Source organism: Streptomyces sp. NPDC002776 (assembly GCF_053592195.1).
Genome location: NZ_JBSFVG010000003.1, coordinates 266499 through 290275 on the forward strand (window position 1 = coordinate 266499; position 23777 = coordinate 290275).

Sequence of the window (23777 nt, forward strand, 5' to 3'; positions counted from 1 at the left end):
CCGTCGGGCCACTGTGGATCTCACCGCACCACGGACGACGATCTCAGGGGACTGACCATGCCGAAGGACTCCCGCCCGCGCCGGCTGCTCGCGCTCGCCACGGACAGCTGGCCCGCCCGGGGATATCTGGGCGTCTGCGCGGCCTCGCTCGGTGCCGCGTTCGTCTTCCCGGACAGCCTCTTCGCCTCGGCCCATCTGCTGCTCACGGCGCCGCTGTCCACCATGACGATCGCCCTCCCCTTCGGCCCGGGCACCGAGGGCGGCGGACCGGCCCAGGCGCTCGCCCTGTCCTTCTCGGCCGGATGGCTGCTGCTGTCCGCACTGGTCTACGCGGCCGCGGTCGGCACGCTCAGCCACCACATCCGCGACAGCCGCGCAGCGCGGCACGCGTGAAGTCGGCGACGACCGCCCCGGCTGCACCGACCATCCCGATCGCCCCGACCACCCGCACCCGCCAGACAAAGGACACAGCCATGGAGCGCTCCTCCCGCCCCCGCCCCCGCCGTCTTCGCGCCCTGCTGGCCCCCGCCACCGACAACTGGCTCTCGCGCGGGTATCTCGCGCTGGTCGCGGCGTCGGTCGGGTTCTTCCTGTACGCCGCCTATCTCTCGCCGGACCCGGGCTTCGCCGGCATCTATCCGCTGATCACCACGGCGCCGTTCAGCTTCCTCGCCCTGCTGGTGACGACGCCCGTGCAGGCGGTGGAGTGGCTAGGCCCGGCCGTCTTCAGCGCGGCAGCGGCGGCGGCCGGACTGGTCAACGCCACCGTGCTCGGACTGCTGGTGCGCCGGGTGCGCGTCCCGCAGCCCCGCCCGGCGGCCTGAGCATCACTGCTGGGGCGTCACTGGTACGGCTGCTGCTGCTGCGGCTGCCCGTACTGCTGGGCGGCGCCCCCGGCGCCCTGCGCCTGCAGCTGCTCGGCCTGTTCCTTCGTCACCTTCTGCTCGGCGCCGCAGAAGGTGCACTGTGTCGCGTACTTCGTCGAGACCGGGAACAGCGGCACGAAGAAGAGCGTGAACTTGGTGACCCGCTTGCGCAGCGTGTGCGCGGCGGGGTTGCCGCACTGGGCGCAGATCAGGGTGAGTATCGCCAGCTGGTACAGGTAGCCCTTGGTACCGAAGATGATCATGCCGCAGCCTTCCCGGATCGGTTCCTTGGTCCCAGTGTGGGCCATCACGGCAAACGCCCCCCACCCGGGCGGGCAGGGGGCGTCCGGCGTAGCGCGGCGGCCGTTACTTCACCGGCTCCGGCTCGGGCTCGCTCTCCGTCTCCGCGGCGTCCTCCGGGTCGGCCGGGGTCTTCACGGACTCCAGCAGAAGCTGGGCGACGTCGACGACCTGGATCGACTCCTTGGCCTTGCCCTCGTTCTTCTTGCCGTTGACGGAGTCGGTCAGCATCACCAGGCAGAACGGGCAGGCCGTCGAGACGATGTCCGGGTTCACGGACAGCGCCTCGTCCACGCGCTCGTTGTTGATGCGCTTGCCGATCCGCTCCTCCATCCACATCCGCGCGCCACCGGCGCCGCAGCAGAAGCCCCGCTCCTTGTGGCGGTGCATCTCCTCGTTGCGCAGGCCGGGGACATTGGCGATGATCTCGCGCGGCGGGGTGTAGATCTTGTTGTGGCGGCCCAGGTAGCAGGGGTCGTGGTAGGTGATGATGCCCTCGACCGGGGTGACCGGGACCAGCTTGCCCTCGTCCACCAGGTGCTGCAGCAGCTGGGTGTGGTGGATGACCTCGTAGTCGCCGCCGAGCTGCGGGTACTCGTTGCCGAGCGTGTTGAGGCAGTGCGGGCAGGTGGCGACGATCTTCTTGGCCGACTTCGGCTTCTTGGTCGCCTCGTCCTCGTCATCCTCGCCGAACGCCATGTTCAGCGCGGCCACGTTCTCCATGCCGAGCTCCTGGAACAGGGGCTCGTTGCCGAGGCGGCGGGCGGAGTCACCGGTGCACTTCTCGTCGCCGCCCATGATGGCGAAGGTGACGCCCGCCATGTGGAGGAGCTCCGCGAAGGCCTTGGTGGTCTTCTTGGCGCGGTCCTCCAGGGCGCCGGCGCAGCCCACCCAGTACAGGTACTCGACCTCGGACAGGTCCTCGATGTCCTTGCCGACGACCGGCACCTCGAAGTCGACTTCCTTCGTCCACTCCAGGCGCTGCTTCTTGGCCAGGCCCCAGGGGTTGCCCTTCTTCTCCAGGTTCTTGAGCATCGTGCCCGCCTCGGACGGGAACGCCGACTCGATCATCACCTGGTAGCGGCGCATGTCGACGATGTGGTCGATGTGCTCGATGTCCACCGGGCACTGCTCCACACAGGCGCCGCAGGTGGTGCAGGACCACAGGACGTCCGGGTCGATGACGCCGTTCTCCTCGGCGGTGCCGATGAGGGGGCGCTCGGCCTCGGCCAGCGCGGCGGCGGGCACCTGGGCCAGCTGCTCCTCGGACGCCTTCTCCTCGCCCTCCATCGTCTTGCCGCCGCCCGCGAGCAGGTACGGCGCCTTGGCGTGCGCGTGGTCGCGCAGCGACATGATGAGGAGCTTCGGGGAGAGCGGCTTGCCGGTGTTCCAGGCCGGGCACTGCGACTGGCAGCGGCCGCACTCGGTGCAGGTGGAGAAGTCCAGCAGGCCCTTCCAGGAGAACTGCTCGACCTGGGAGACACCGAAGACGTCGTCCTCGCCGGGGTCGGTGAAGTCGATCGGCTTGCCGCCGGAGGTCATCGGCAGCAGCGCGCCCAGCGAGGTGGCGCCGTCGGCGTTGCGCTTGAACCAGATGTTCGGGAAGGCCAGGAAGCGGTGCCAGGCCACGCCCATGTCGGTCTTCAGGGCGACCGTGATCATCCAGATGAAGGAGGCCGCGATCTTCAGGGCCGCGAAGAAGTAGGTGAGGTTCTGGAGCGTGGAGAGGTCCAGGCCCTCCAGGGCGGAGACCACGGGGTACGAGATGAAGAACGAGGCCTCGTAGCTGTCCACGTGGTGCTGGGCGCCCTCGAGCGCGTGCAGCATGAAGATGCAGACGCCGACGGTGAGGATGACCGCCTCGACGAAGTACGCCTGGCCCGTGTTGGAGCCCGCGAACCGGGACTTGCGGCCCGCCTTGCCCGGCCGCGACAGCTGCCGGATGACGATCAGCACCAGGATGCCGAGGACCGTCATGGTGCCGATGAACTCGACGAAGACGTTGTACGGCGCCCATTCGCCGATGACCGGCAGCAGCCAGTCGGCCTGGAAGAGCTGGCCGATGGCGTTCACGATGGTCAGCAGCAGCGTGTAGAAGCCGATCGCCACGAACCAGTGCGCGACGCCGACGACGCCCCAGCGGTTCATCCGGGTGTGGCCGAGGAACTCCTTGGCCACGGTGACGGTCCGCAGGACGGGGTCGTCGGTCCGGGCCCCCGCCGGGAGCGGCTGGCCGAGCATCATGAAGCGGACGATCTGCAGGATGGCACGGCCGAACAGGGCGACGCCGACTGCCATGAGGACCATCGACACGATGATCGCGGCGAGTTGCATTTCGGGGCTCCTCGGGCCTGCGAGCTTCTTCGGGGAGGACACTTAGCGGTATTACTAAGCGGTAACTTATGCAGTCCGTCTGAGACTACCCCCATCCTCCGTCGCACTGTAGTCAGCGCCTCGGTGATCTGTGTCGCTGAGGGTTGCCTTAAGAACCGATCGTGTTATTCACGCCAAATTAGTACATATGGCACTAATTTAGAGCCGTGCTCTACGGGATCGCCGCCGCCACCGCCGCCCTGCTCCTCTCCGCCGTCCTCACTGCCCTGGTCCGGGCTCCCTTCCTGCGCCTGGGGCTGCTGGACCGGCGGTGCCGGCGGGCCCTGCCGCTGGGCGGCGGTGTGGCCGTCGTGCTCGTCACCTGTCTGGTCGCGGTGACCGGCGACCGGACGGGCTTCGCTCCCCTCGGCTCGGACATCGCCCGGCTGCTCGTCGCGGCCGCGGCGGTCGCCGCGCTCGGCCTGGTCGCCGACGTGCGGCGGGTCAAGGCGCGGTTCCTGGTGGGCGGTACGGCCCTGGCGGCGGCCTGTGCGGTGCCGTACGAGGAGACCGGGGTGCTGGGCGGTCTGGCCGCCGTCGGCTGGATCGTGGGCGTGACGCTCGCCTTCCGGTCGCTCGATCACGCGGACGCGCTCGCCGGCACCGTGGCCGTGGTCACCGCCTTCGGGGTGGGCGTCTGTGCGGCGGCCGAGGTGATGGACGGGCTCGCGGTGCTGCTGAGCGTGCTGGCCGCCGCGCTCACCGGGTTCCTCATGCACAACTGGCCCCCCGCGCGCGTGGGACTCGGCGCCTGCGGCTCCCTGTTCACCGGGTTCCTGCTCGCCTCGGCGGCCGTGCTGACCCGCGCCGGGTACGAGGGCTCCGCCAGCGCGGGGGCGCTCTTCGCCCTCACCGCCGTCGCGAGCGCCGACGTCGTCCTGGTGGTCGCGGCGCGCCGGCTCGCCGGGCGGCCGGTGCTGCGCGGCGGGCCCGACCATCTCGCCCACCGGCTGCGGCGGCTCGGGCTCACCGCGCAGGGGGCGGCCGTCTTCCTCGGTGCGGGCGCCTTCGGTGGAGTACTCGTCGGGGTGCTGGTGCACCTGGGGTGGATCGCCGCGTCGGCGGCGCTGTGGGTGGGCGGCGTCGCCTTGCTCGCCGTACTCCTGCTGCTGAAAGTCAAGCGGGCGCGCCCTCGTCCCACGGCGTCCATGCAGGTCAGGCCGCAGTTGCGTGTAAGGAACGGATAAGAGTTGAGCCCTGGTGACTCAGGTCTGTTGACCGGGAGGGGCGGGTCATGCACACTTGAGTCCGTTCCACTCAAGTCAGCTGGAGGATCAACCATGGCACGTGCGGTCGGCATCGACCTGGGCACGACTAACTCCGTCGTCAGCGTTCTGGAGGGCGGCGAGCCCACCGTCATCACCAACGCCGAGGGCGCCAGGACCACGCCGTCCGTCGTCGCCTTCGCGAAGAACGGCGAAGTGCTCGTCGGCGAGGTGGCCAAGCGTCAGGCGGTCACCAACGTGGACCGGACCATCCGGTCCGTGAAGCGCCACATGGGCACCGACTGGAAGATCGAGCTGGACGGGAAGCCCTTCAACCCGCAGCAGATCTCCGCCTTCATCCTGCAGAAGCTGAAGCGGGACGCCGAGGCCTACCTGGGCGAGAAGGTGACCGACGCGGTCATCACCGTCCCGGCGTACTTCAACGACTCCGAGCGCCAGGCCACCAAGGAGGCCGGTGAGATCGCGGGTCTGAACGTCCTGCGCATCGTCAACGAGCCGACCGCGGCGGCGCTCGCCTACGGCCTCGACAAGGACGACCAGACGATCCTCGTCTTCGACCTCGGCGGCGGCACCTTCGACGTGTCCCTGCTGGAGATCGGTGACGGCGTCGTCGAGGTAAAGGCCACCAACGGCGACAACCACCTCGGTGGTGACGACTGGGACCAGCGCGTCGTCGACTACCTGGTGCAGCAGTTCAAGTCCGGTCACGGCGTGGACCTCGCCAAGGACAAGATGGCCCTGCAGCGCCTGCGCGAGGCCGCCGAGAAGGCCAAGATCGAGCTGTCCTCCTCCACCGAGACCTCGATCAACCTGCCCTACATCACGGCGTCCGCCGAGGGCCCGCTGCACCTGGACGAGAAGCTCACCCGGGCTCAGTTCCAGCAGCTGACGGCCGACCTGCTGGAGCGCTGCAAGACGCCGTTCCACAACGTCATCAAGGACGCCGGGATCGCCCTCTCCGAGATCGACCACGTCGTTCTCGTCGGTGGCTCGACCCGTATGCCGGCCGTCGCCGAGCTCGTCAAGGAGCTGACCGGTGGCAACGAGGCCAACAAGGGCGTCAACCCGGACGAGGTCGTCGCCATCGGTGCCGCCCTCCAGGCCGGTGTCCTCAAGGGTGAGGTCAAGGACGTCCTGCTCCTCGACGTGACCCCGCTGTCCCTCGGCATCGAGACCAAGGGCGGCATCATGACCAAGCTGATCGAGCGCAACACCACGATCCCGACCAAGCGCTCCGAGATCTTCACGACGGCCGAGGACAACCAGCCGTCCGTGCAGATCCAGGTCTACCAGGGCGAGCGCGAGATCGCGGCGTACAACAAGAAGCTCGGGATGTTCGAGCTGACCGGTCTGCCGCCCGCCCCGCGCGGCGTCCCGCAGATCGAGGTCGCCTTCGACATCGACGCCAACGGCATCATGCACGTGACCGCGAAGGACCTCGGCACGGGCAAGGAGCAGAAGATGACCGTCACCGGCGGCTCCTCGCTGCCGAAGGACGAGGTCGACCGCATGCGCCAGGAGGCCGAGCAGTACGCGGAGGAGGACCACAAGCGCCGCGAGGCCGCCGAGACCCGCAACCAGGGCGAGCAGCTCGTCTACCAGACCGAGAAGTTCCTCAAGGACAACGAGGACAAGGTCCCGGGCGAGATCAAGACCGAGGTCGAGGCGTCCGTCGAGGAGCTGAAGGCCGCGCTCAAGGGCGAGGACATCGCCGAGATCCGCACCGCCACCGAGAAGGTCGCCGCGGTCTCGCAGAAGCTTGGCCAGGCGATGTACGCCGACGCCCAGGGCGCCCAGGCCGCGGGCGGCGCGTCCGCCGGCGACGAGGCCCCGAAGGCCGACGACGATGTCGTCGACGCCGAGATCGTCGACGACGAGCGCAAGGACGGTGCCGCGTGACCGAGGAGACCCCGGGCTTCGAGGAGAAGCCCGACGTCCCCTCCGGCGCGACCCCCGACGACGCCGAGCCGCAGGCCGCCACCCCGTCGGACGACGAGGGGGCGGCCCCGGCCGGGGACGCAAACCAGATCGCCGGTCTGACGGCCCAGCTGGACCAGGTACGCAAGGCGCTCGAAGAGCGCACCGCGGACCTCCAGCGGCTCCAGGCCGAGTTCCAGAACTACCGCCGCCGCGTGGAGCGGGACCGGATCACGGTGCGGGAGATCGCCGTCGCGAACCTCCTGACCGAACTCCTCCCGGTGCTCGACGACATCGGCCGCGCCCGGGAACACGGCGAGCTCGTCGGCGGCTTCAAGTCCGTCGCGGAGTCGCTGGAGACCGTCGCGGCGAAGATGGGTCTGCAGCAGTTCGGCAAGGAGGGCGAGCCCTTCGACCCGACGATCCACGAGGCCCTGATGCACAGCTACGCGCCGGATGTCACCGAGACGACCTGCGTCGCGATCCTCCAGCCGGGGTATCGCATCGGCGAGCGCACCATCCGCCCCGCGCGGGTGGCCGTCGCCGAACCGCAGCCGGGCGCGCAGACGGTGAAGGCCGAGGAGGCGTCCGAGGCCGGCGAGGAGAAGGACAGCAGCTCTGAAGAGGGCTGATCACGGGAAGGAGGGACGTCGGGGATGAGCACCAAGGACTTCATCGAGAAGGACTACTACAAGGTCCTCGGCGTCCCCAAGGACGCCACCGAGGCCGAGATCAAGAAGGCGTACCGCAAACTCGCCCGCGAGTACCACCCGGACGCCAACAAGGGCAACACCAAGGCCGAGGAGCGCTTCAAGGAGATCTCCGAGGCCAACGACATCCTCGGCGACCCCAAGAAGCGCAAGGAGTACGACGAGGCCCGCGCCCTCTTCGGCAACGGCGGGTTCCGTCCGGGGCCGGGAGCGGGCGGCGGCTCGTTCAACTTCGACCTGGGCGACCTCTTCGGCGGCGCCGCCCAGGGCGGCCAGGGAGCCGGCGGCTTCGGCGGCGGACTCGGTGACGTCTTCGGGGGCCTGTTCAACCGGGGCGGCTCGGGTACCACCCGGGTCCAGCCCAGGCGCGGCCAGGACATCGACACCGAGGTCACGCTCACCTTCACCGAGGCGATCGAGGGCGCGACCGTGCCCCTCAGGATGTCCTCGCAGTCTCCGTGCAAGGCCTGTTCGGGCACCGGCGACAAGAACGGCAACCCGCGGGTGTGCCCGACCTGTGTCGGCACCGGACAGGTGGCCCGGGGCTCCGGCGGCGGTTTCTCGCTGACCGACCCCTGCCCGGACTGCAAGGGCCGCGGTCTGATCGCGGAGACCCCCTGCGAGATCTGCAAGGGCAGCGGTCGCGCGAAGTCGTCGCGGACCATGCAGGTGCGCATCCCGGCCGGGGTGAGCGACAACCAGCGCATCCGGCTGCGCGGCAAGGGCGCGCCCGGCGAGCGGGGCGGCCCGGCCGGAGACCTGTACGTCACGGTGCATGTGGACACCCACCCGGTGTTCGGCCGCAAGGGCGACAACCTCACGGTGACCGTCCCGGTGACGTATCCGGAGGCGGCCCTCGGCGGCGAGGTCAGGGTGCCCACCCTGGGCGGACCGCCGGTCACCCTGAAGCTGCCGCCCGGCACCCCCAACGGCCGCACCATGCGGGCCCGGGGCAAGGGCGCGGTCCGCAAGGACGGCACCCGCGGGGACCTGCTGGTCACCGTCGAGGTGAGTGTCCCGAAGGACCTGACGGGGAAGGCTCGGGACGCACTGGAGGCGTATCGCGAGGCGACCGCGGGTGAGGATCCGCGGGCGGAGCTGTTCCAGTCCGCGAAGGGAGCTTGATGCCAGATGGACGGCCGTCGACGCAACCCGTATGAGCTGACCGAGGAGACCCCGGTCTACGTCATCTCGGTGGCGGCCCAGCTCTCCGGTCTGCACCCGCAGACGCTGCGCCAGTACGACCGGCTCGGCCTCGTCTCCCCGGACCGCACCGCCGGACGGGGCAGGCGCTACTCGGCCCGCGACATCGAACTGCTCCGCCAGGTGCAGCAGTTGTCGCAGGACGAGGGCATCAACCTGGCCGGCATCAAGCGGATCATCGAGCTGGAGAACCAGGTGGCGGCCCTGCAGAACCGGGTCGCCGAACTCCAGTCGGCCCTGGACGGCGCGGCCACGGCGATGCAGCAGCGGGAAGCCGCGGTGCACGCGTCGTACCGCCGCGACCTGGTGCCGTATCAGGAGGTCCAGCAGACCAGCGCGCTGGTGGTGTGGCGGCCCAAGCGGCAGCAGTCGGACTGACCGCGGCACGCAAGCGCACGAAGGAACCGGGCCCACCGCGGTGGGCCCGGTTTTCTCATGCCGGTTCTCTCATGGCGCCGAGTCGGGTGTCGTCAGGTCCAGTTCGGTGGCGACGACGATCTGCGCCTCGCCGGTCCACTGGAAGGACGAGTTCCCGTCGTCGTCCACGGCGTCGACGATGAAGCAGGACTCCTCACCGTCCGGGACGGTCTCGTACTCGTACGAGGTGGTGCCGGCGGACACGTAGTAGCCCGGGTAGAGGGAACACACGCGCTCCTCCTCGTCGCCCCACAGCTCACCCCGGCGGACGACGTAACGCGCCAGATCGGGCGTGGGATTGGGGTCCCAGCTGACGTGGAAGCCGTACTCGGTCGGGACGACGGTCACCCCGGTCACCGCGGACGGCGGGGTGAGGTCCGGGCCCTCGCCGCTGACGGCCGCGGACCGTGCGGACTCGTTTCCTGCCGCGTCGAGCGAGCTCACCCGGTAGTAGTAGGTGGCGTCCTCCTCGGTCGAGGAGTCCACGAAGGAGCCCTCGGCAGTGCCGCCGACCCGCGTGTACGTCCCGTCCGCCGTCGCCGCCCGGTACACCCGGTAGGAGGCAGCTCCCGTGACGGTGGTCCACCTGACCCGGAGCCCGTCCATCTCGGAAGCGGTGCTCAGCCCGCCCGGCACACCGGGCGCCGTCCGGTCGGCCGTCGTGACGGCGAGGGAAGCGGTCTTCGGCGACACGTTCCCTGCCTTGTCGTAGGCGTGGACGGCGTACTCGTAGGCGGCCCCGGTCACGGGGAGGGTCGAGTCGGTGTACGACGTCGACGTCGTCGTCGCCAGCGGAGTGCCGGGATACGCACCGCCCTTGGCGCGCCGGTAGATCCGGTACCCCGCGAGGTCCATCTCCTTGTTCTTCGCCCAGGTCACCTTCGCCTTGCCGGTGGTCTGGTCGTACGTCGCCGCGGCGCCCGCCGGGGTGAGCGGGCCGACCTTGTCGACGCTCGCCGAAGTGCGGGGTGTGTAGGCGAACTTGACCTTGGCGGAGCCGGTCCAGTTGACGTAGTCGACGCGCAGGGTGTGCTTGCCCTTGGGGATGGTGACGTCGACGGTCTTGGAGACGGTGGTGGAGGTGTTCGTCCACAGGCTGATCTTGCGGGCGTTCTCGGTGCCGGGGTCCAGGTAGACCCGGATGCCGTCGAGGCCGGAGGCGCTGAGGGTGAACGGCCCCCCGGAGCCGAAGTCCCGGGTCACGGTCCAGCGGACGCCGAAGTTGTTCGACGGCAGCCCGGACGCGGGGGCGCCCGTGCCCCAGTTCTGGTCGATCACGCTGTCGCAGTCCGTCTTCTTCGGGGTGCCGGAGAAGGTGGTGTTCGCGTAGAACGTCCGCTTGAAGACGGGGGAGGTGCAACTGACCGCCGCGGAGGCGGGGGTGACGACGGCGGCGAGCAGGCCCGCCGCGGTGGCGAGCACGGTCGCGGCGGCCGTGCTTCTGGCTGGGTTCATTCGGTCCTCTGAGGTAGGGCAGCCATGGGACGGCTGTCGTGATCACGACCCGCGAGGAGGCGGGTTGGTTGTACGGAGGGGTCGTAACGGCTGTTTGGAGGGGGTTCCGCCATACCTTCACAAGCCAAGCGGAGCGTGGCGTTGCGCACTCGTTAAGTGATTCCGCTTGACGCGGGATGGCACCGCCGCGTTGGCTTTTCAGTCACCTGGGTCGCAATGCTGCGCCCTCGTCCGGAAGGCACCAGAAGTGAGCTCCCCAATGCGTCGTACCGCCATATGTCTGGCCGCGTCCTCGATGGCCCTCTCGCTCTCCGCCTGCGGCGCCCTGGGAGTGACGGGAGACAGCGCCGACGCGAGCCCGACCAAGGGGAACGACATCACGGTGGGTCTCCTCCTGCCGGAGAAGGCCAACACCCGCTACGACAAGTTCGACCACCCCATCATCCGGGCCAAGGTGGCCGAGCTCACCGACAACAAGGGCCAGGTCGCGTACGCCAACGCCGACGCCAGCGCCGCCAATCAGAGCCGGCAGATGCAGAAGATGATCGACGACGAGGTCGACGTCATCCTGCTGGACGCGGTGGACTCCCAGGCCATCGCCACCGACGTGCAGAAGGCCAAGGACGCCGGCATCCCGGTCATCGCCTACGACCGCCTGGCCGAGGGCCCGATCGACGCGTACATCTCCTTCGACAACGAACTCGTCGGCGAGGTGCAGGGCCGCTCCCTGATGGCCGAGCTCGGCGGTGACGTCGACACCTCGACGAAGATCGTCATGATGAACGGCTCGCCCACCGACCCGAACGCCAAGCAGTTCAAGGCGGGCGCGCTCTCCGAGCTCCAGGGCCAGGTGACGATCGCCAAGTCCTACGACACCAAGGACTGGAAGCCGGAGAACGCCGAGGCCAACATGGCCGAGGCGATCGAGGAGATCGGCGCCGCCAACATCGCGGCCGTCTACTCCGCCAACGACGGCATGGCCGGCGGTGTCATCAAGGCCCTGGAGGCCGCGGGCGTCACCGAGCTGCCGCCGATCACCGGCCAGGACGCCGAACTCGACGCCGTGCAGCGGATCGTCACCGGCGAGCAGTACATGAGCGTGTACAAGTCCTACCCGGAGGAGGCCGAGGCCGCCGCCGAGATGGCCGTGGCCAGGATCCAGGGCAAGGACATCAAGTTCGACTCGCTCACCGCGGACCGCGTGGACAGCCCCACCACCCAGGACATCCCCGCCCAGCTCGTCCCGGTGGTCGCGCTGACGCGGGAGAACATCAAGGAGACCGTCGTCGAGGACGGCATCTACAAGCTCTCCGAGATCTGCGCCGCCAAGTACGAGGCGGCGTGCGACGAGATCGGGCTCACGTAACCACCGCCGGGGCCGCCGAGGCGTGTTGCGGACCACGTCCCGTCCGCGCATAGTTTGCGCTGCGGAAGACGCTGGAACCGGGGGTGGGATGGACGATGGCCGGGCACGGGACGGACGGGCATCCACACGGTGCTGACCGACTGTGCGAGGCCGGGGATCGGGTGTATTCCCGGGCCGTACGGCGCGGCCGTGTGCCCCGCGAGGACGCGGAGGCGGTGCCCTGCCTGCTGGAACTGGCGCTGCTGCACCCGGACCCCGACGACATGGCCTGGCTGGTGCCGACCTCTCCGCAGGAGGTCATGACCCGGCTGCTGCGCGGGGTGTACGACGAGGTCAGCACCAGCCAGCGGCGGATGGGCTCGGCGGTCGCCGCCTTCGAGTGGTACGCGGGGCTCGGCCCGCAGCCGCACAACGGCCCCGCGGAGGGCAGCGCGATCCGTGTCCTGGACGGGCTGTCCCGGATCCAGGCCGCGATGGACGAGGCCACCGACGCCTGCACCACCGAGGTGCTCACCGTGCAGCCGGGCGGCATCCGCCCCGAGCACGAGCTGACCGAGGGCCTGCACCGCGCGATGGCCCTGCGCGCCCGCGGGGTGCGGATGCGCGACCTGTACACGCATGTGGCCCGGCACGGGCAGGGGCTGCTCAACTACCTGGAGCTGATGGGCGACACGGTCGAGGCGCGCACCCTGGAGGAGGTCATCGACCGGCTGATCCTCTTCGACCGCACGGTCGCCTTCATCCCCGCCAACGCCGACCGCACCCTCGCCCTGGAACTGCGCCACCCCGCGCTCGTGCAGTACCTGGTGACGGTCTTCGAACGGCTGTGGCGCCTGGCGATCCCGCTCACCGCGCCGCTGCCCGAGACCGGCATCGAGGGCATCTCCTCCCGGGAGCGGTCCATCGCCGCCCTGCTCGCCGAGGGCCATCAGGACGCGGTGATCGCCGAGCGCCTCGGCATCAGCGTCCGCACCTGCCGCGCCCATATCGCCCGGCTCTCGGAGACGCTCGGAGCGGCCAGCCGTACCCAGCTCGGCGTCCGGATCGCCCAGGCCGGCCTGGACGGACCGCCCCGGCCGGGCGGCCTCGGACCGGTCAGCCTTCCCGGTGTTCCCGGCCGAGGATCCCCGACCGCCCGATGAGATAGCCGAGCTGGGCCCGGCTCTCACTGCCGAGCGTCGCCGCGAGCTTGGCGATGTGCACCCGGGCGGTACGGACGTTCATGCCGAGCCGGTCCGCGATGGCGGTGTCGGTGTGGCCCTCCACCAGGAGCCGGGCGATGGCGCGCTGGCGCGGGGTGATGCCGTTGAGCGTCGGCTGCTGGACCGCCTCGGGGTACATCGGCGTCGCCAGCTGCCACAGCCGGTCGAAGGTGGTGGCGAAGTAGGAGATCAGGGCCGGGTGGCGGATCTCCAGGGCGTGGGTGGCGTCGGCGTTCGCCGGGATGAAGGCCACCGTGCGGTCCACGCAGATCAGCCGGTCGGTGACCTCGTCCAGGGTGCGCGCCTCGACATCGCCCACCAGTTCCTCGTACCGCGCCATGACCTGGGGGGAGTGGCGCAGGGTGTGCGGGTAGAGGGTGCGGATGCGGCCGCCGCGGTCGAGCAGGTCCTGGTCGCGGGCCATGGCGGCGAGGTGGGTGGCGGGGTTGGTGCGGGAGCCGTAACTGGTGTGCGGCTGGATGCTGAGCACTTCGCGCTCGGCCTCGGCCATGGCCTCGGTGAGGACATCGTTGATGCGCCGCTTGCCGCCGATCACCTCGATCAGCGGCTGCCGGTCGTCGGCCGCGTGCCGGCCGTCGATCCGCATCCAGGCCTCGAAGGTCTCCGCGAGGGCCAGTTCGCGCCGGCGCTCCTCGGCGACGCGTTCCGCGGAGGCGCGCAGCAGCCGGTGCAGGGCGGTGGCCGGGGCGACCGGCTCCAGCAGGCCGATGTCCCCCACGGTCGGCTGGAGCAGCCCCGCATCGACCAGGCAAGGGGCCTGGGCGGCCTCCTGAGCGCCTATCGGGCCGTGCCGCAGGGCGTACTCGTACAGGCGTGCGCCGGGCGCGCACAGCTCGTCCACGCCGTGTTCGGGGTGCCCGGTGCCGTTCACTGCTCGCGGTCCAGGATCCCGGACTGTGCGATGAGGTAGCCGAGCTGGGCCCGGCTGCCGCTGCCGAGGGCGTTGGCGAGCTTGGCTATGTGGGCCCGGCAGGTGCGGACGTTCATGCCCAGGCGCCGGGCGATGGCCTCGTCGACATGGCCCTCCACGAGCAGCTTGGCGATGGAGTGCTGGATGTCGGTGATGCCGTCCGGGTCGGCCTCGTAGGGGGCGCCGGCGCTCAGCGGGACCGCGCGGCTCCACATGAACTCGAACACCTTGATGAGGTAGCCCACGAGGCCGGGGTGGCGCAGTTCCAGGGCGACCTGCCGGTCGTCCCGGATGGGGATGAAGGCGACCGCCTCGTCGCAGATGATGAGCCGCTCGACCAGTTCGTCGATGGTGCGGTACTCCGCCTTGCCGTCGGCGAAGTGGTCGACCCAGGCGAGCCGTTCGGGGCTGTAGCGGGCGGTGTGCTGGTAGAGGGTGCGGATCCGTACCCCGCGTTCGATCAGCAGCTTGTCCCGCTCCAGCGCCTCGACGAGCCGGCGCTCGGGGTGCCGGTGGCTGGGCTGGACGGTGAGCATCTCGTTCTGGCACTGGGCGATGGCCAGGTCGAGCGCCGCGTTGATGCGGTCGAGGCCTTCCAATACGGTGATGGAGTGGGTGGACGCCGCGCCCTGGGCGCTGAGGGCCATGAACGGCTCGAAAGCGTTGGCCAGTTCGATCGAGAGCCGGCGGTGCTCGGTGATCTCCCGCTCTATGGGATTGAGCCGCTGTGCCAGGGCGACCGCGGGCGGCACCGGGCGCAGCCAGCTCGCGTCGTCGGGGTCGGGGTGGAGCAGGGCGAACTCCATCAGGCACGGGGCGGATTCCGTGTCCGAGCGGGCGATACGTCCCATGCGCAACGCGTTCGCGTAAAGACGACCGCCTTCCTCGCACAGCTCCGTCACAGCGTGGGGATGCGTCGCTTTAGTCCGATTCATTGCTAAATCTCCACCCCCCAGGGTCCTGAACATGCAGGAACATGATGCACCGATCGTGTGGCCATGACGTGCCCGAATGAGCCATCGTCTTATCCGACGGGGGAAGAGGGGACCTTCAAGTGAGGACGAAGCCGACTATGCGTAAGAGAATGCTTCGCTCGGTACTTGTCGCCGCCTTCTCCGCCGTTGTGGCCTTCGGATCGCTGAGTGGGCTCTCGGGTGTGAACGGTGACAGTGCCTGGTCGAGTCCGGCCGCCGGCGCGGCTGGGGGCGATACTCCTGTCCACACGGATGACAGCGCGTGGAGCTGACGTGACGACCCCACCCGACGACCGCTCCTTCCGTCGCGAGATGGCCACCGCCTACCGCTCCGGCTGGCACTTCATCGATCTGGTCACCGCCATCCCCCACCCTGGTGACTCGCTGATGGTGACTGTCTTCGGAGAACCGGTCGTCGTCACCCGGGACGAGGACGAGGACCTGCGTGCCTACCGGTGTCTGCGACGGCCCCGGGGGGCGCCGCAGCCGGTGCGCTGTGCCATCCGATACGGAATGATCTTTGTGAACCTGGACCAGCGGGACCACGAGCAACTGGTGGACCCGGAGGTCCCGGTGGACCGGACCATCTCAGCCACCCCCCGCAGTGCCTGACGCGATTCCCCCGTCGTAACAGATCGCTCAGGTGCTTCCCCCCGCAGCGGCGTCACCGTGACCTGAACACGGTGACGCCGCTGCAGTTTTGCGGGACATGTCCGGTTATCCGCCTGATCCCGTGCTGGCCGAAAACCGTCCTTCGCGCCCGGTCAGCCGCGCCCCATGGCCCGCTCCAGTTCGATCTCGATCACCACGCGCGCCGGATTCGGCGCCGGCGTCCGCTGGTAGCGCTCGGCGTAGCGCCGCTCGGCCTCCGCGATCCGCTCCGGCTCGGTGCGCACCCGCGCCCGCCCCTCCAGCGTCGCCCACCGCCGCCCGGCCACCTGGCACACCGCGACCCGCGCCCCGGCGGGCCCGGCGGCCAGCACATGGGCCACCTTGGCGCTCGTCCTGTTCGTGATCACCCGGGCCAGACCCGCCTCCGGGTCGTACGTCACCCCGACCGGCACCACATGCGGGCTGCCGTCCGGGCGCGGCGTCGTCAGCGTGCACAGGTGCCGCTCCCGCCAGAAGCTGAGATACGGCTCGTCGGGGGCACCCGGGTCCACGGAATAGCTCATGCCGCCGGAACTTAGCCGCCGGAACCTCCCGGCACTATTCGGGTCCCACCTTGAGTGGAATAGACTCAACTTTGTGTACGTTGGCTGAGTCAGCGTGGATAAGGGCTCTCGACAGGAGGAGAAGTCGACCGTGGACGCAGAGCTGACCAACAGGAGCCGGGACGCCATCAACGCGGCCGGCAACCGGGCCGTGACGGAGGGCCACCCCGACCTCACACCCGCCCATCTGCTCCTGGCTCTGCTGCAGGGGCAAGGCCGCGGGCAGGACACCGCGAACATCACCGACCTGCTGACCGCCGTGGAGGCCGACCAGGCGGCCGTGCGCGCCGGGGCCGAGAGGGTGCTCGCCGGCCTGCCCAGCGTCACCGGCTCCACCGTGGCGCCCCCGCAGCCCAACCGGGAGCTGCTCGCGGCGATCGCCGAGGCGCAGGCCAAGGCCCAGGAGCTGGGGGACGAGTACCTCTCCACCGAGCACCTGCTCATCGGTATCGCGGCGAAGGGCGGCCCGGCCGCCGACGTACTCTCCCAGCAGGGCGCCACCGCGAAGAAGCTGCTGGAGGCGTTTCGGAAGGCAAGGGGAGGACGCCGGGTGACCACAGCCGATCCGGAGGGCCAGTACAAGGCCCTGGAGAAGTTCGGTACCGACCTCACGGCCGCCGCACGGGAGGGCAAGCTCGACCCCGTCATCGGCCGGGACCAGGAGATCCGCCGGGTCGTCCAGGTGCTGTCCCGCCGTACCAAGAACAACCCCGTCCTCATCGGCGAGCCCGGCGTCGGCAAGACCGCCGTCGTGGAGGGCCTCGCCCAGCGGATCGTGAAGGGGGACGTGCCCGAGTCGCTGAAGGACAAGCGGCTGGTGGCGCTGGACCTCGGCGCGATGGTCGCCGGGGCCAAGTACCGGGGCGAGTTCGAGGAGCGGCTGAAGACCGTGCTCGCGGAGATCAAGGACTCCGACGGTCAGATCATCACGTTCATCGACGAGCTGCACACCGTCGTGGGCGCCGGCGCCGGCGGCGACTCCGCCATGGACGCCGGGAACATGCTCAAGCCCATGCTCGCCCGCGGTGAGCTGCGCATGGTCGGCGCCACCACCCTCGACGAGTACCGCGAGCGGATCGAGAAGGACCCCGCGCTGGAGCGCCGCTTCCAGCAGGTGCTGGTCGCCGAGCCGACGGTCGAGGACACGATCGCCATCCTGCGCGGACTCAAGGGCCGCTACGAGGCCCACCACAAAGTCGTGATCGCCGACAGCGCGCTGGTCGCCGCCGCCACCCTCTCCGACCGCTACATCACCTCCCGCTTTCTCCCCGACAAGGCCATCGACCTGGTCGACGAGGCGGCCTCCCGCCTCCGGATGGAGATCGACTCCTCGCCCGTCGAGATCGACGAACTCCAGCGCGCCGTCGACCGGTTGAAGATGGAGGAGCTGGCGCTGAGCAAGGAGACCGACCCCGCCTCCCGGGAGCGCCTGGAGCGGCTGCGCCGTGACCTCGCCGACAAGGAGGAGGAGCTGCGCGGCCTGACCGCCCGCTGGGAGAAGGAGAAGCAGTCCCTCAACCGGGTCGGTGAGCTGAAGGAGAAGCTCGACGAACTGCGCGGCCAAGCCGAACGGGCCCAGCGCGACGGCGACTTCGACACCGCCTCCAAGCTGCTCTACGGCGAGATCCCGACCCTGGAGCGGGACCTGGAGGCAGCCTCCGAGGCCGAGGAGGAGGCCGCCAAGGACACCATGGTCAAGGAGGAGGTCGGGCCGGACGACATCGCCGACACCGTGGCCGCCTGGACCGGCATCCCGGCGGGACGCCTGCTGGAGGGCGAGACCCAGAAGCTGCTGCGCATGGAGGAGGAGCTGGGCCGCAGGCTCATCGGCCAGACGGAGGCGGTCCAGGCCGTGTCCGACGCCGTACGGCGCACCCGCGCGGGCATCGCCGACCCCGACCGGCCCACCGGCTCCTTCCTCTTCCTCGGCCCCACCGGCGTCGGCAAGACCGAGCTGGCCAAGGCGCTGGCCGACTTCCTCTTCGACGACGAGCGGGCCATGGTCCGCATCGACATGTCGGAGTACGGCGAGAAGCACAGCGTGTCCCGGCTGGTGGGCGCGCCTCCCGGTTACGTCGGGTACGAGGAGGGCGGCCAGCTGACGGAGGCGGTGCGCAGGCGGCCGTACTCCGTGGTGCTGCTGGACGAGGTGGAGAAGGCGCACCCCGAGGTCTTCGACATCCTGCTCCAGGTGCTGGACGACGGACGGCTCACCGACGGACAGGGCCGCACGGTCGACTTCCGCAACACCATCCTCGTGCTGACCTCGAACCTCGGCAGCCAGTTCCTGGTCGACCCGATCAGCACCGAGCTGGAGAAGAAGGAACAGGTCCTGGAGGTGGTGCGGACCGCCTTCAAGCCGGAGTTCCTCAACCGCCTGGACGACCTGGTCGTCTTCTCGGCGCTCGGCAAGGACGAGCTGCGCCGGATCGCCCGCCTCCAGATCGACCGCCTGGCCAAGCGGCTCGCCGAGCGCCGCCTCACCCTGGAGATCACCGACGAGGCCCTGACCTGGCTCGCCGACGAGGGCAACGACCCCGCCTACGGCGCCCGGCCGCTGCGCCGCCTGATCCAGACGGCCATCGGCGACCGCCTCGCCAAGGAGATCCTGGCCGGCGAGATCAAGGACGGCGACACGGTCCGCGTGGACACCTTCGGCGACGGTCTGATCGTAGGACCGGCGGCCGGAAAAACGCTCTGAGCTGAAATCCGCCAACCGCAGGTGAACCATGCGGGGCGGGGCTTGCCACCCCCCTCCCCGCATGGGAGAGGATGGCGGGATCCGTACGAAGGGAAATACACGGTGACCATCGACCCGTCCTCGATTCCGAACTTCGGGGGCCAGCCCGAGCCGCAGCCCCAAGGTCCGGCGGGCCCCGTCGTCCCGGATCAGGACCTCGTGAAGCAGCTCCTCGACCAGATGGAGCTCAAGTACGTCGTCGACGACGAGGGTGACCTCGCGGCGCCGTGGGAGCAGTTCCGTACGTATTTCATGTTCCGCGGCGAGGGTGAGCAGCAGATCTTCTCGGTGCGGACGTTCTACGACCGCCCCCACCAGATCGACGAGAAGCCGCAGCTGCTGGAGTCCATCGACGACTGGAACCGGCGCACCCTGTGGCCCAAGCTGTACACCCACACCCACGACGACGGCACCGTCCGCCTGATCGGCGAGGCGCAGATGCTGATCGGCACCGGCGTCAGCCTGGAGCACTTCGTCTCCTCCACGGTCAGCTGGGTGCGCGCCGCCATCGAGTTCGACAAGTGGCTGGTGGAGCAGCTCGGCCTGGAGCAGGAGGTCAACGACACCGAGAAGCCCGAGGGCGACGAGGAGTAACCGGCCCGGACCCACGGGAGCCCGTCCGGGGCACCGACCGACTCGGTCGCGTGCCCGGGGCGGGCTCTTGCCGTACGCGCCGGTCAACCGGTCGACCGGTGTCAGCCGGCCAGGTGCTTCAGCCGCCGCGCGGCCTCCGCCAGCACCTCGGTCCGCTTGCAGAAGGCGAACCGGACGAAGGGCGCGCCCTCGTCCCGGTGGTCGTAGAAGACGGCGTTGGGGATGGCGACGACCCCGGCGCGCTCGGGCAGGGCGCGGCAGAAGGCGAAGCCGTCCGACTCGCCGAGCGGGCGGATGTCGGTGGTGATGAAGTAGGTGCCCGACGGGGTGAACACCCCGAAGCCCGCGTCCCGCAGGCCCGCCGCGAGCAGGTCCCGCTTGGCCTGCATGTCCGCGCGGAACCCGGCGAGGAAGGAGTCGGGCAGCGCGAGCGCCTCGGCGACGGCGTACTGGAAGGGCCCGGAGGCCACGTACGTCAGGTACTGCTTCGCCGAGCGTACGGCCGCCACCAGCCCGGGAGCCGCGGTCACCCAGCCGACCTTCCAGCCGGTGAACGAGAAGCTCTTGCCCGCGGAGCCGATGGTGACCGTCCGCTCCCGCATCCCGGGGAAGCCGGCCAGCGGCAGGTGCTCGGCGCCGTCGAAGACCAGGTGCTCGTACACCTCGTCCGTCACCACCAGCAGGTCCCGCGCCACGGCCAGCTCCGCCACCGCGGCCAGCTCCTCACGGCTGAGGACCGTGCCGGTGGGGTTGTGCGGGGTGTTGATCAGCAGCAGCCGGGTGCGGTCGGTGACCGCGGCGCGCAGCTCGTCGAGGTCGAGACGGAAGCGTCCCTGGTCCGGGCGCAGGGTGACCGGGACCCGGCGGCCACCCGCCATCGCGATACAGGCCGCGTAGGAGTCGTAGTACGGCTCCAGCGCCACCACCTCGTCGCCCGGCTCCAGCAGCGCCAGCAAGGACGCGGCGATCGCCTCCGTCGCCCCCGCCGTCACCAGGACCTCGGTGTCCGGGTCGTAGGACAGGCCGTACCGGCGCTCCTGGTGCGCGGCGACCGCGGTGCGCAGCTCGGGCACGCCGGGGCCCGGCGGGTACTGGTTGCCGCGTCCGTCGCGCAGCGCGCGCACCGCCGCCTCCCGGATCTCCTCGGGACCGTCGGTGTCGGGGAATCCCTGGCCCAGGTTGATGGCTCCGGTGGTCAGGGCCAGCGCCGACATCTCGGCGAAGATCGTCGTTCCGAACTCGGCGAGGCTGCGGTTGAGAAGGGGACGCGCGCGTGAGGTCATGGCGGTCATCCTGCGCCGAAGCTCTGGAGTTCCTCAACTCTGCTTTGGGCCGCGAGCGGGAGGGGCATTTCCCGGTCACGCAGCTGGCGAGGCGCCCACGGGGGGCCGCTTCGGGGGAGCTGCGCCAAACGGGAGGAGGGTGACGTCATGCCCATGGCTATCGGCATCATCCTGGTGGTTCTGTTCGCGGGTCTGATCATGCTGGCGATCGTGGGTGCCGGTAACCGGCAGATGGCCCACGGCAGCCGGCGCTCGTCCCGCCGTCACGACGGCACCGACGGCGGCAGCGGCGGCTGGTGGGCCGGGGGCGGGGACAGCGGCGGCTCGTCGTGCGGGGGCGGATCGTCGTCCTGCGGTGGGGGCGGCGGGGGCGGATGCGGGGGAGGCAGCTGACACGGGGCAGCTGAGCTCCGGCAGGGGGAACCGCATCCGGACCGGCGGGGCCCGCCCACGAGGGCGGGTCCCGCCGTCGTGGGCGCGGCTGGGGCCGTGCTCCGGCGTACGACCCAGCCGACACGGCGCACGCGGGGGTTGAACAGTTGCGCTGTGCAGCCCCCTGAGGGATGGAAACCCTACGAAGTTGGGTAAAAACGCTGTGGTGGCGCCGCCGTTCATGATTCCCTCTAAATCACCAACGCAGCCCTCGTACGCCCCGCGGCCACCCCCCTGACTCGCCGACCGGGCTGACCGGGCCGATCTCCCGGTGCCGACCGGGATGCGCCGGACCACACCTCCCCTTTTCTTTGCTCGCTAGCGGAGCCGATCCATGCTCACGACCCTGAACACCGCCTACACCGACACGCGCGCGGCCGACCTCGCCTGGGCCCTGGGGCGTGAGCCGCTCCCCGCACTGGCCACCCTCGACCTCGAACTGTGCTCGGCGAAGCTCCAGTTGAGACTCCTCGGCGCGTCCCACCAGGTCATCCTGGAGGAGGAGCGGGGCAACTCCTCGGAGACGGTGGCGTGCATCCCGGGCAGCAGCACGCCCCTCCCGCTGGGCGTCGCCAAGCGCGTCGGCGACTGGGAGTACGAGTTCGCCGCCCGCGTCGAGGTGCTGGCGCCGGGTCAGTTCGCCGGGCGCGCCCAGGAGTTGCTCGCGCTGGTCGCCGACCATCCGCATGGTCTGGCCGGCGTCTTCCCCGGCAGCCCGCACGCGTTCACCGCGATGCTGGCGCACTGGCGCGAGGGCCAGGTGCACTGGCGGACCTGGCATGCCTACCCGCAGGACGGCCAGTTGGTGGCGACCCGGAGCCGGGTCGGGGTCCGGGTTCCGGCAAGCGCCCTGAGCGCATCGGGGGTTTGAGACGGCAGTTCCACACGTGTGGGTGACAAAGCGTGACGCGCCCGTGACGTAACGTCGCAGCGTGATCGAACCGCACGCGCCCGCCCCGCCCGCCGCCCCGGCACCCTGGGGCGACCCGGCGCGGCTGCCCGTCCGGCCGGCGACGGGCCGGTTCCTGGTCCTCGCGTGCGTCTTCGTCTGCGCCGCCTGCGGACTGGTGTACGAACTCGAACTGGTCGCCCTCGCCTCCTACTTGATCGGCGACTCGGTCACCCAGGCCTCCGTGGTGCTGTCCGTCATGGTCTTCGCCATGGGCCTCGGCTCGCTCGTCGCCAAACGCCTGCGCTGGCACGCCGCCGCCGGGTTCGGCGCGATCGAGACGGTCCTCGCCCTGGTCGGCGGGTGCAGCGCGCCGGCGCTGTACGGCGTGTTCGCTTGGACCGGCGACTGGGGCGGCCCTTGGGGCGAGGGGCCCCGGGTGCTGCTGGTCGCCTTCTCCCTCGCCATCGGCCTGCTGATCGGCGCCGAAGTGCCGTTGCTGATGGAGCTGATCCAGCGCATCCGGCGGCAGGACGCGGGCGGCGCGGTGGCCGACCTGTTCGCCGCGGACTACGTCGGCGCGCTCGTCGGGGGCCTCGCCTTTCCGTTCCTCCTGCTGCCCCTGCTGGGCCAGTTGACCGGCGCCCTGATCACCGGCGCGGTCAACGCGCTGGCCGGCGGTGCCCTGGTGCTCGGCCTGTTCCGCGGTGACCTGACCCGGCGCGCCCGGCTGCTGCTGCTCGCCGGCAATCTCGTGGCCCTCGGCATCCTGGCCGCGGCCGCCGCCCATGTCGACGACTTCGAGCGGGCCGCCCGGCACGCGGTGTACGGCGCCGACGTCCGCGTGGCGGTCCAGACCGACGTCCAGGAGGTGGTCCTCACCGGTGGCACCGACGGCGACCCGGTCGACCTCTACCTCGACGGCCGCCTCCGGGTCAGCGGACGCGACGAGCACCGCTACCACGAGGCCCTGGTCCACCCGGCGATGAACGGTCCGCACGAGCGGGTGCTGATCCTGGGCGGCGGTGACGGGCTGGCGGCGCGAGAAGTGCTGCGGCAGCGCGGGGTGCGCCGGGTGGACATCGTGGAACTGGACGCGGAGGTGGTCCGGCTGGCCCGCGAGGACCCGGCCCTCAGCCGCCTCAACGGCCATGTCCACGCCGACCCCCGGGTGCGGGTCGTCACGGCGGACGCCTTCCGCCATCTGCGGGGAACGCCCACCGTCCGCTACGACGTCGTCGTCTCCGACCTCCCCGACCCGGGCATCACGGCGAGCACCAAGCTGTACTCGCAGGAGTTCTACGGCCTGGTCAGGCGGGTGCTGGCCGACGACGGACGCCTGGTGGTGCACACGGGCCCGGCGGTGTCCCGGCCCGGGGTCTTCTGGACGGTCGAGGCGACGCTGCGGGCGGCGGGCCTGCGGACGGCGCCGTACTGCGTGGCGGGGCGGGACCACGGCTTCGCGGCGGGTCCGGACCGCTCCGCCAGGCGGGCGGACGCACCGCACGACTGGGGCTTCGTCCTGGCGGCGCGGGGTTCCGCCCCGGTCCTGGGCCTGCCCCCCGACGGGCCGCGCCTGCGCACCCTGACCGAGGCCCGTCTGCGGGAGGACGCGAAGGCGGCGGGGGTCTCACGGGTACGGGGGCTGCCGGCGTCCACGCTGGTGCATCCGCGCTACTGATTGC

General features: G+C 70.4%; 22 protein-coding genes. 15 read left to right on the forward strand and 7 right to left on the reverse strand.

What is annotated here, in order from left to right:
• The first annotated feature begins 57 nt into the window (after nt 1-57).
• Nucleotides 58-393 carry an SCO4225 family membrane protein gene (locus ACWD11_RS08805; RefSeq protein WP_451282125.1) on the forward strand — a complete coding sequence of 112 codons (336 nt, stop codon included), beginning with the start codon at nt 58-60 and terminating at the stop codon, nt 391-393.
• 80 nt (nt 394-473) lie between these two features.
• Nucleotides 474-824, forward strand: coding sequence for an SCO4225 family membrane protein (locus tag ACWD11_RS08810; protein ID WP_389416772.1), 351 nt, complete (start codon nt 474-476; stop codon nt 822-824).
• Between the two features lie 17 nt (nt 825-841).
• Here the strand turns inward: ACWD11_RS08810 and ACWD11_RS08815 are convergent, their stop codons facing one another.
• Together ACWD11_RS08815 and ACWD11_RS08820 are read right to left on the reverse strand one after the other, a co-directional pair.
• Nucleotides 842-1129: a zinc-ribbon domain-containing protein gene (locus ACWD11_RS08815; RefSeq protein WP_389416773.1), complete on the reverse strand. Its 288-nt coding sequence runs from the start codon at nt 1127-1129 to the stop codon at nt 842-844.
• A 103-nt stretch (nt 1130-1232) separates the two neighbouring features.
• A complete protein-coding gene (locus tag ACWD11_RS08820) occupies nt 1233-3500 on the reverse strand; it encodes a (Fe-S)-binding protein (protein ID WP_451282127.1) in 2268 nt (755 codons plus the stop codon).
• A gap of 206 nt (nt 3501-3706) precedes the next feature.
• Here ACWD11_RS08820 and ACWD11_RS08825 point away from each other — a divergent pair, with 206 nt between their 5' ends.
• The 5 genes from ACWD11_RS08825 (at nt 3707) to ACWD11_RS08845 (ending at nt 8973) form a co-directional block, all read left to right on the forward strand.
• Nucleotides 3707-4726 (forward strand): MraY family glycosyltransferase, encoded by a 1020-nt coding sequence (locus ACWD11_RS08825; RefSeq protein WP_451282129.1) that lies wholly within the window; start codon nt 3707-3709, stop codon nt 4724-4726.
• Between the two features lie 93 nt (nt 4727-4819).
• On the forward strand, nt 4820-6664 hold the full coding sequence (gene dnaK, locus ACWD11_RS08830) for a molecular chaperone DnaK (protein WP_250077749.1): 1845 nt from the start codon (nt 4820-4822) through the stop codon (nt 6662-6664).
• Nucleotides 6661-7314 (forward strand): nucleotide exchange factor GrpE, encoded by a 654-nt coding sequence (gene grpE, locus ACWD11_RS08835; RefSeq protein WP_389416777.1) that lies wholly within the window; start codon nt 6661-6663, stop codon nt 7312-7314. Before dnaK ends, grpE begins: the two co-directional genes overlap by 4 nt.
• A gap of 24 nt (nt 7315-7338) precedes the next feature.
• On the forward strand, nt 7339-8517 hold the full coding sequence (dnaJ, locus tag ACWD11_RS08840; protein WP_389416778.1) for a molecular chaperone DnaJ: 1179 nt from the start codon (nt 7339-7341) through the stop codon (nt 8515-8517).
• 6 nt (nt 8518-8523) lie between these two features.
• Nucleotides 8524-8973, forward strand: coding sequence for a heat shock protein transcriptional repressor HspR (locus tag ACWD11_RS08845; RefSeq protein WP_250077746.1), 450 nt, complete (start codon nt 8524-8526; stop codon nt 8971-8973).
• Nucleotides 8974-9042: 69 nt separating this feature from the next.
• Here ACWD11_RS08845 and ACWD11_RS08850 read toward each other — a convergent pair whose 3' ends face one another.
• Complete coding sequence (locus ACWD11_RS08850; protein ID WP_451282131.1) at nt 9043-10467, reverse strand: PA14 domain-containing protein; 1425 nt, start codon at nt 10465-10467, stop codon at nt 9043-9045.
• Nucleotides 10468-10726: 259 nt separating this feature from the next.
• Here ACWD11_RS08850 and ACWD11_RS08855 point away from each other — a divergent pair, with 259 nt between their 5' ends.
• Both ACWD11_RS08855 and ACWD11_RS08860 read left to right on the forward strand, forming a co-directional pair.
• Nucleotides 10727-11833, forward strand: a complete 1107-nt coding sequence (locus ACWD11_RS08855; RefSeq protein ID WP_389416781.1) for a sugar ABC transporter substrate-binding protein — start codon at nt 10727-10729, stop codon at nt 11831-11833.
• A gap of 95 nt (nt 11834-11928) precedes the next feature.
• Nucleotides 11929-12975 (forward strand): helix-turn-helix transcriptional regulator, encoded by a 1047-nt coding sequence (locus tag ACWD11_RS08860; protein WP_389416782.1) that lies wholly within the window; start codon nt 11929-11931, stop codon nt 12973-12975.
• Here the strand turns inward: ACWD11_RS08860 and ACWD11_RS08865 are convergent.
• Both ACWD11_RS08865 and ACWD11_RS08870 read right to left on the reverse strand, forming a co-directional pair.
• Complete coding sequence (locus ACWD11_RS08865; RefSeq protein ID WP_389416783.1) at nt 12929-13927, reverse strand: helix-turn-helix transcriptional regulator; 999 nt, start codon at nt 13925-13927, stop codon at nt 12929-12931. The genes ACWD11_RS08860 and ACWD11_RS08865 overlap by 47 nt on opposite strands.
• Entirely contained in the window at nt 13924-14901 is a 978-nt protein-coding gene (locus ACWD11_RS08870; RefSeq protein ID WP_389416784.1) for a helix-turn-helix transcriptional regulator, read from the reverse strand. The genes ACWD11_RS08865 and ACWD11_RS08870 overlap by 4 nt, the downstream gene beginning before the upstream one ends.
• Nucleotides 14902-15213: 312 nt before the next feature.
• Here ACWD11_RS08870 and ACWD11_RS08875 point away from each other — a divergent pair, with 312 nt between their 5' ends.
• Nucleotides 15214-15552, forward strand: a complete 339-nt coding sequence (locus ACWD11_RS08875; RefSeq protein ID WP_351984511.1) for a hypothetical protein — start codon at nt 15214-15216, stop codon at nt 15550-15552.
• A gap of 152 nt (nt 15553-15704) precedes the next feature.
• Here the strand turns inward: ACWD11_RS08875 and ACWD11_RS08880 are convergent, their stop codons facing one another.
• Nucleotides 15705-16115 carry a pyridoxamine 5'-phosphate oxidase family protein gene (locus ACWD11_RS08880; RefSeq protein ID WP_389416785.1) on the reverse strand — a complete coding sequence of 137 codons (411 nt, stop codon included), beginning with the start codon at nt 16113-16115 and terminating at the stop codon, nt 15705-15707.
• A 130-nt stretch (nt 16116-16245) separates the two neighbouring features.
• On the opposite strand from ACWD11_RS08880, the gene clpB reads away from it, so the two are divergent.
• Complete coding sequence (clpB, locus tag ACWD11_RS08885; RefSeq protein WP_451282135.1) at nt 16246-18855, forward strand: ATP-dependent chaperone ClpB; 2610 nt, start codon at nt 16246-16248, stop codon at nt 18853-18855.
• Nucleotides 18856-18957: 102 nt separating this feature from the next.
• Nucleotides 18958-19488, forward strand: a complete 531-nt coding sequence (locus ACWD11_RS08890) for a YbjN domain-containing protein (RefSeq protein ID WP_389416787.1) — start codon at nt 18958-18960, stop codon at nt 19486-19488.
• Between the two features lie 101 nt (nt 19489-19589).
• On the opposite strand, the gene ACWD11_RS08895 is transcribed toward ACWD11_RS08890, so the two are convergent.
• Nucleotides 19590-20780 (reverse strand): pyridoxal phosphate-dependent aminotransferase, encoded by a 1191-nt coding sequence (locus tag ACWD11_RS08895; protein ID WP_389416788.1) that lies wholly within the window; start codon nt 20778-20780, stop codon nt 19590-19592.
• 144 nt (nt 20781-20924) lie between these two features.
• On the opposite strand from ACWD11_RS08895, the gene ACWD11_RS08900 reads away from it, so the two are divergent.
• From ACWD11_RS08900 to ACWD11_RS08910, 3 genes are all read left to right on the forward strand, one after another.
• Nucleotides 20925-21164, forward strand: a complete 240-nt coding sequence (locus ACWD11_RS08900; protein ID WP_451282136.1) for a hypothetical protein — start codon at nt 20925-20927, stop codon at nt 21162-21164.
• Between the two features lie 373 nt (nt 21165-21537).
• Nucleotides 21538-22074 carry a DUF2617 family protein gene (locus ACWD11_RS08905; RefSeq protein WP_389416790.1) on the forward strand — a complete coding sequence of 179 codons (537 nt, stop codon included), beginning with the start codon at nt 21538-21540 and terminating at the stop codon, nt 22072-22074.
• 61 nt (nt 22075-22135) lie between these two features.
• Nucleotides 22136-23773 carry a polyamine aminopropyltransferase gene (locus ACWD11_RS08910; protein WP_451282138.1) on the forward strand — a complete coding sequence of 546 codons (1638 nt, stop codon included), beginning with the start codon at nt 22136-22138 and terminating at the stop codon, nt 23771-23773.
• Nucleotides 23774-23777: the final 4 nt, after the last annotated feature.

Excerpts from the sequence above, each read along its gene's own strand:
- ACWD11_RS08805 (WP_451282125.1), top strand. The coding sequence starts at position 58 with ATGCCGAAGGACTCCCGCCCGCGCCGGCTGCTCGCGCTCGCCACGGAC.
- ACWD11_RS08810 (WP_389416772.1), top strand. The coding sequence starts at position 474 with ATGGAGCGCTCCTCCCGCCCCCGCCCCCGCCGTCTTCGCGCCCTGCTG.
- ACWD11_RS08815 (WP_389416773.1), bottom strand. The coding sequence starts at position 1,129 with ATGATCATCTTCGGTACCAAGGGCTACCTGTACCAGCTGGCGATACTC.
- ACWD11_RS08820 (WP_451282127.1), bottom strand. The coding sequence starts at position 3,500 with ATGCAACTCGCCGCGATCATCGTGTCGATGGTCCTCATGGCAGTCGGC.
- dnaK (WP_250077749.1), top strand. The coding sequence starts at position 4,820 with ATGGCACGTGCGGTCGGCATCGACCTGGGCACGACTAACTCCGTCGTC.
- dnaJ (WP_389416778.1), top strand. The coding sequence starts at position 7,339 with ATGAGCACCAAGGACTTCATCGAGAAGGACTACTACAAGGTCCTCGGC.
- ACWD11_RS08845 (WP_250077746.1), top strand. The coding sequence starts at position 8,524 with ATGGACGGCCGTCGACGCAACCCGTATGAGCTGACCGAGGAGACCCCG.
- ACWD11_RS08850 (WP_451282131.1), bottom strand. The coding sequence starts at position 10,467 with ATGAACCCAGCCAGAAGCACGGCCGCCGCGACCGTGCTCGCCACCGCG.
- ACWD11_RS08855 (WP_389416781.1), top strand. The coding sequence starts at position 10,727 with ATGCGTCGTACCGCCATATGTCTGGCCGCGTCCTCGATGGCCCTCTCG.
- ACWD11_RS08860 (WP_389416782.1), top strand. The coding sequence starts at position 11,929 with ATGGCCGGGCACGGGACGGACGGGCATCCACACGGTGCTGACCGACTG.
- ACWD11_RS08870 (WP_389416784.1), bottom strand. The coding sequence starts at position 14,901 with ATGAATCGGACTAAAGCGACGCATCCCCACGCTGTGACGGAGCTGTGC.
- ACWD11_RS08880 (WP_389416785.1), bottom strand. The coding sequence starts at position 16,115 with ATGAGCTATTCCGTGGACCCGGGTGCCCCCGACGAGCCGTATCTCAGC.
- ACWD11_RS08895 (WP_389416788.1), bottom strand. The coding sequence starts at position 20,780 with ATGACCGCCATGACCTCACGCGCGCGTCCCCTTCTCAACCGCAGCCTC.
- ACWD11_RS08900 (WP_451282136.1), top strand. The coding sequence starts at position 20,925 with ATGGCTATCGGCATCATCCTGGTGGTTCTGTTCGCGGGTCTGATCATG.
- ACWD11_RS08905 (WP_389416790.1), top strand. The coding sequence starts at position 21,538 with ATGCTCACGACCCTGAACACCGCCTACACCGACACGCGCGCGGCCGAC.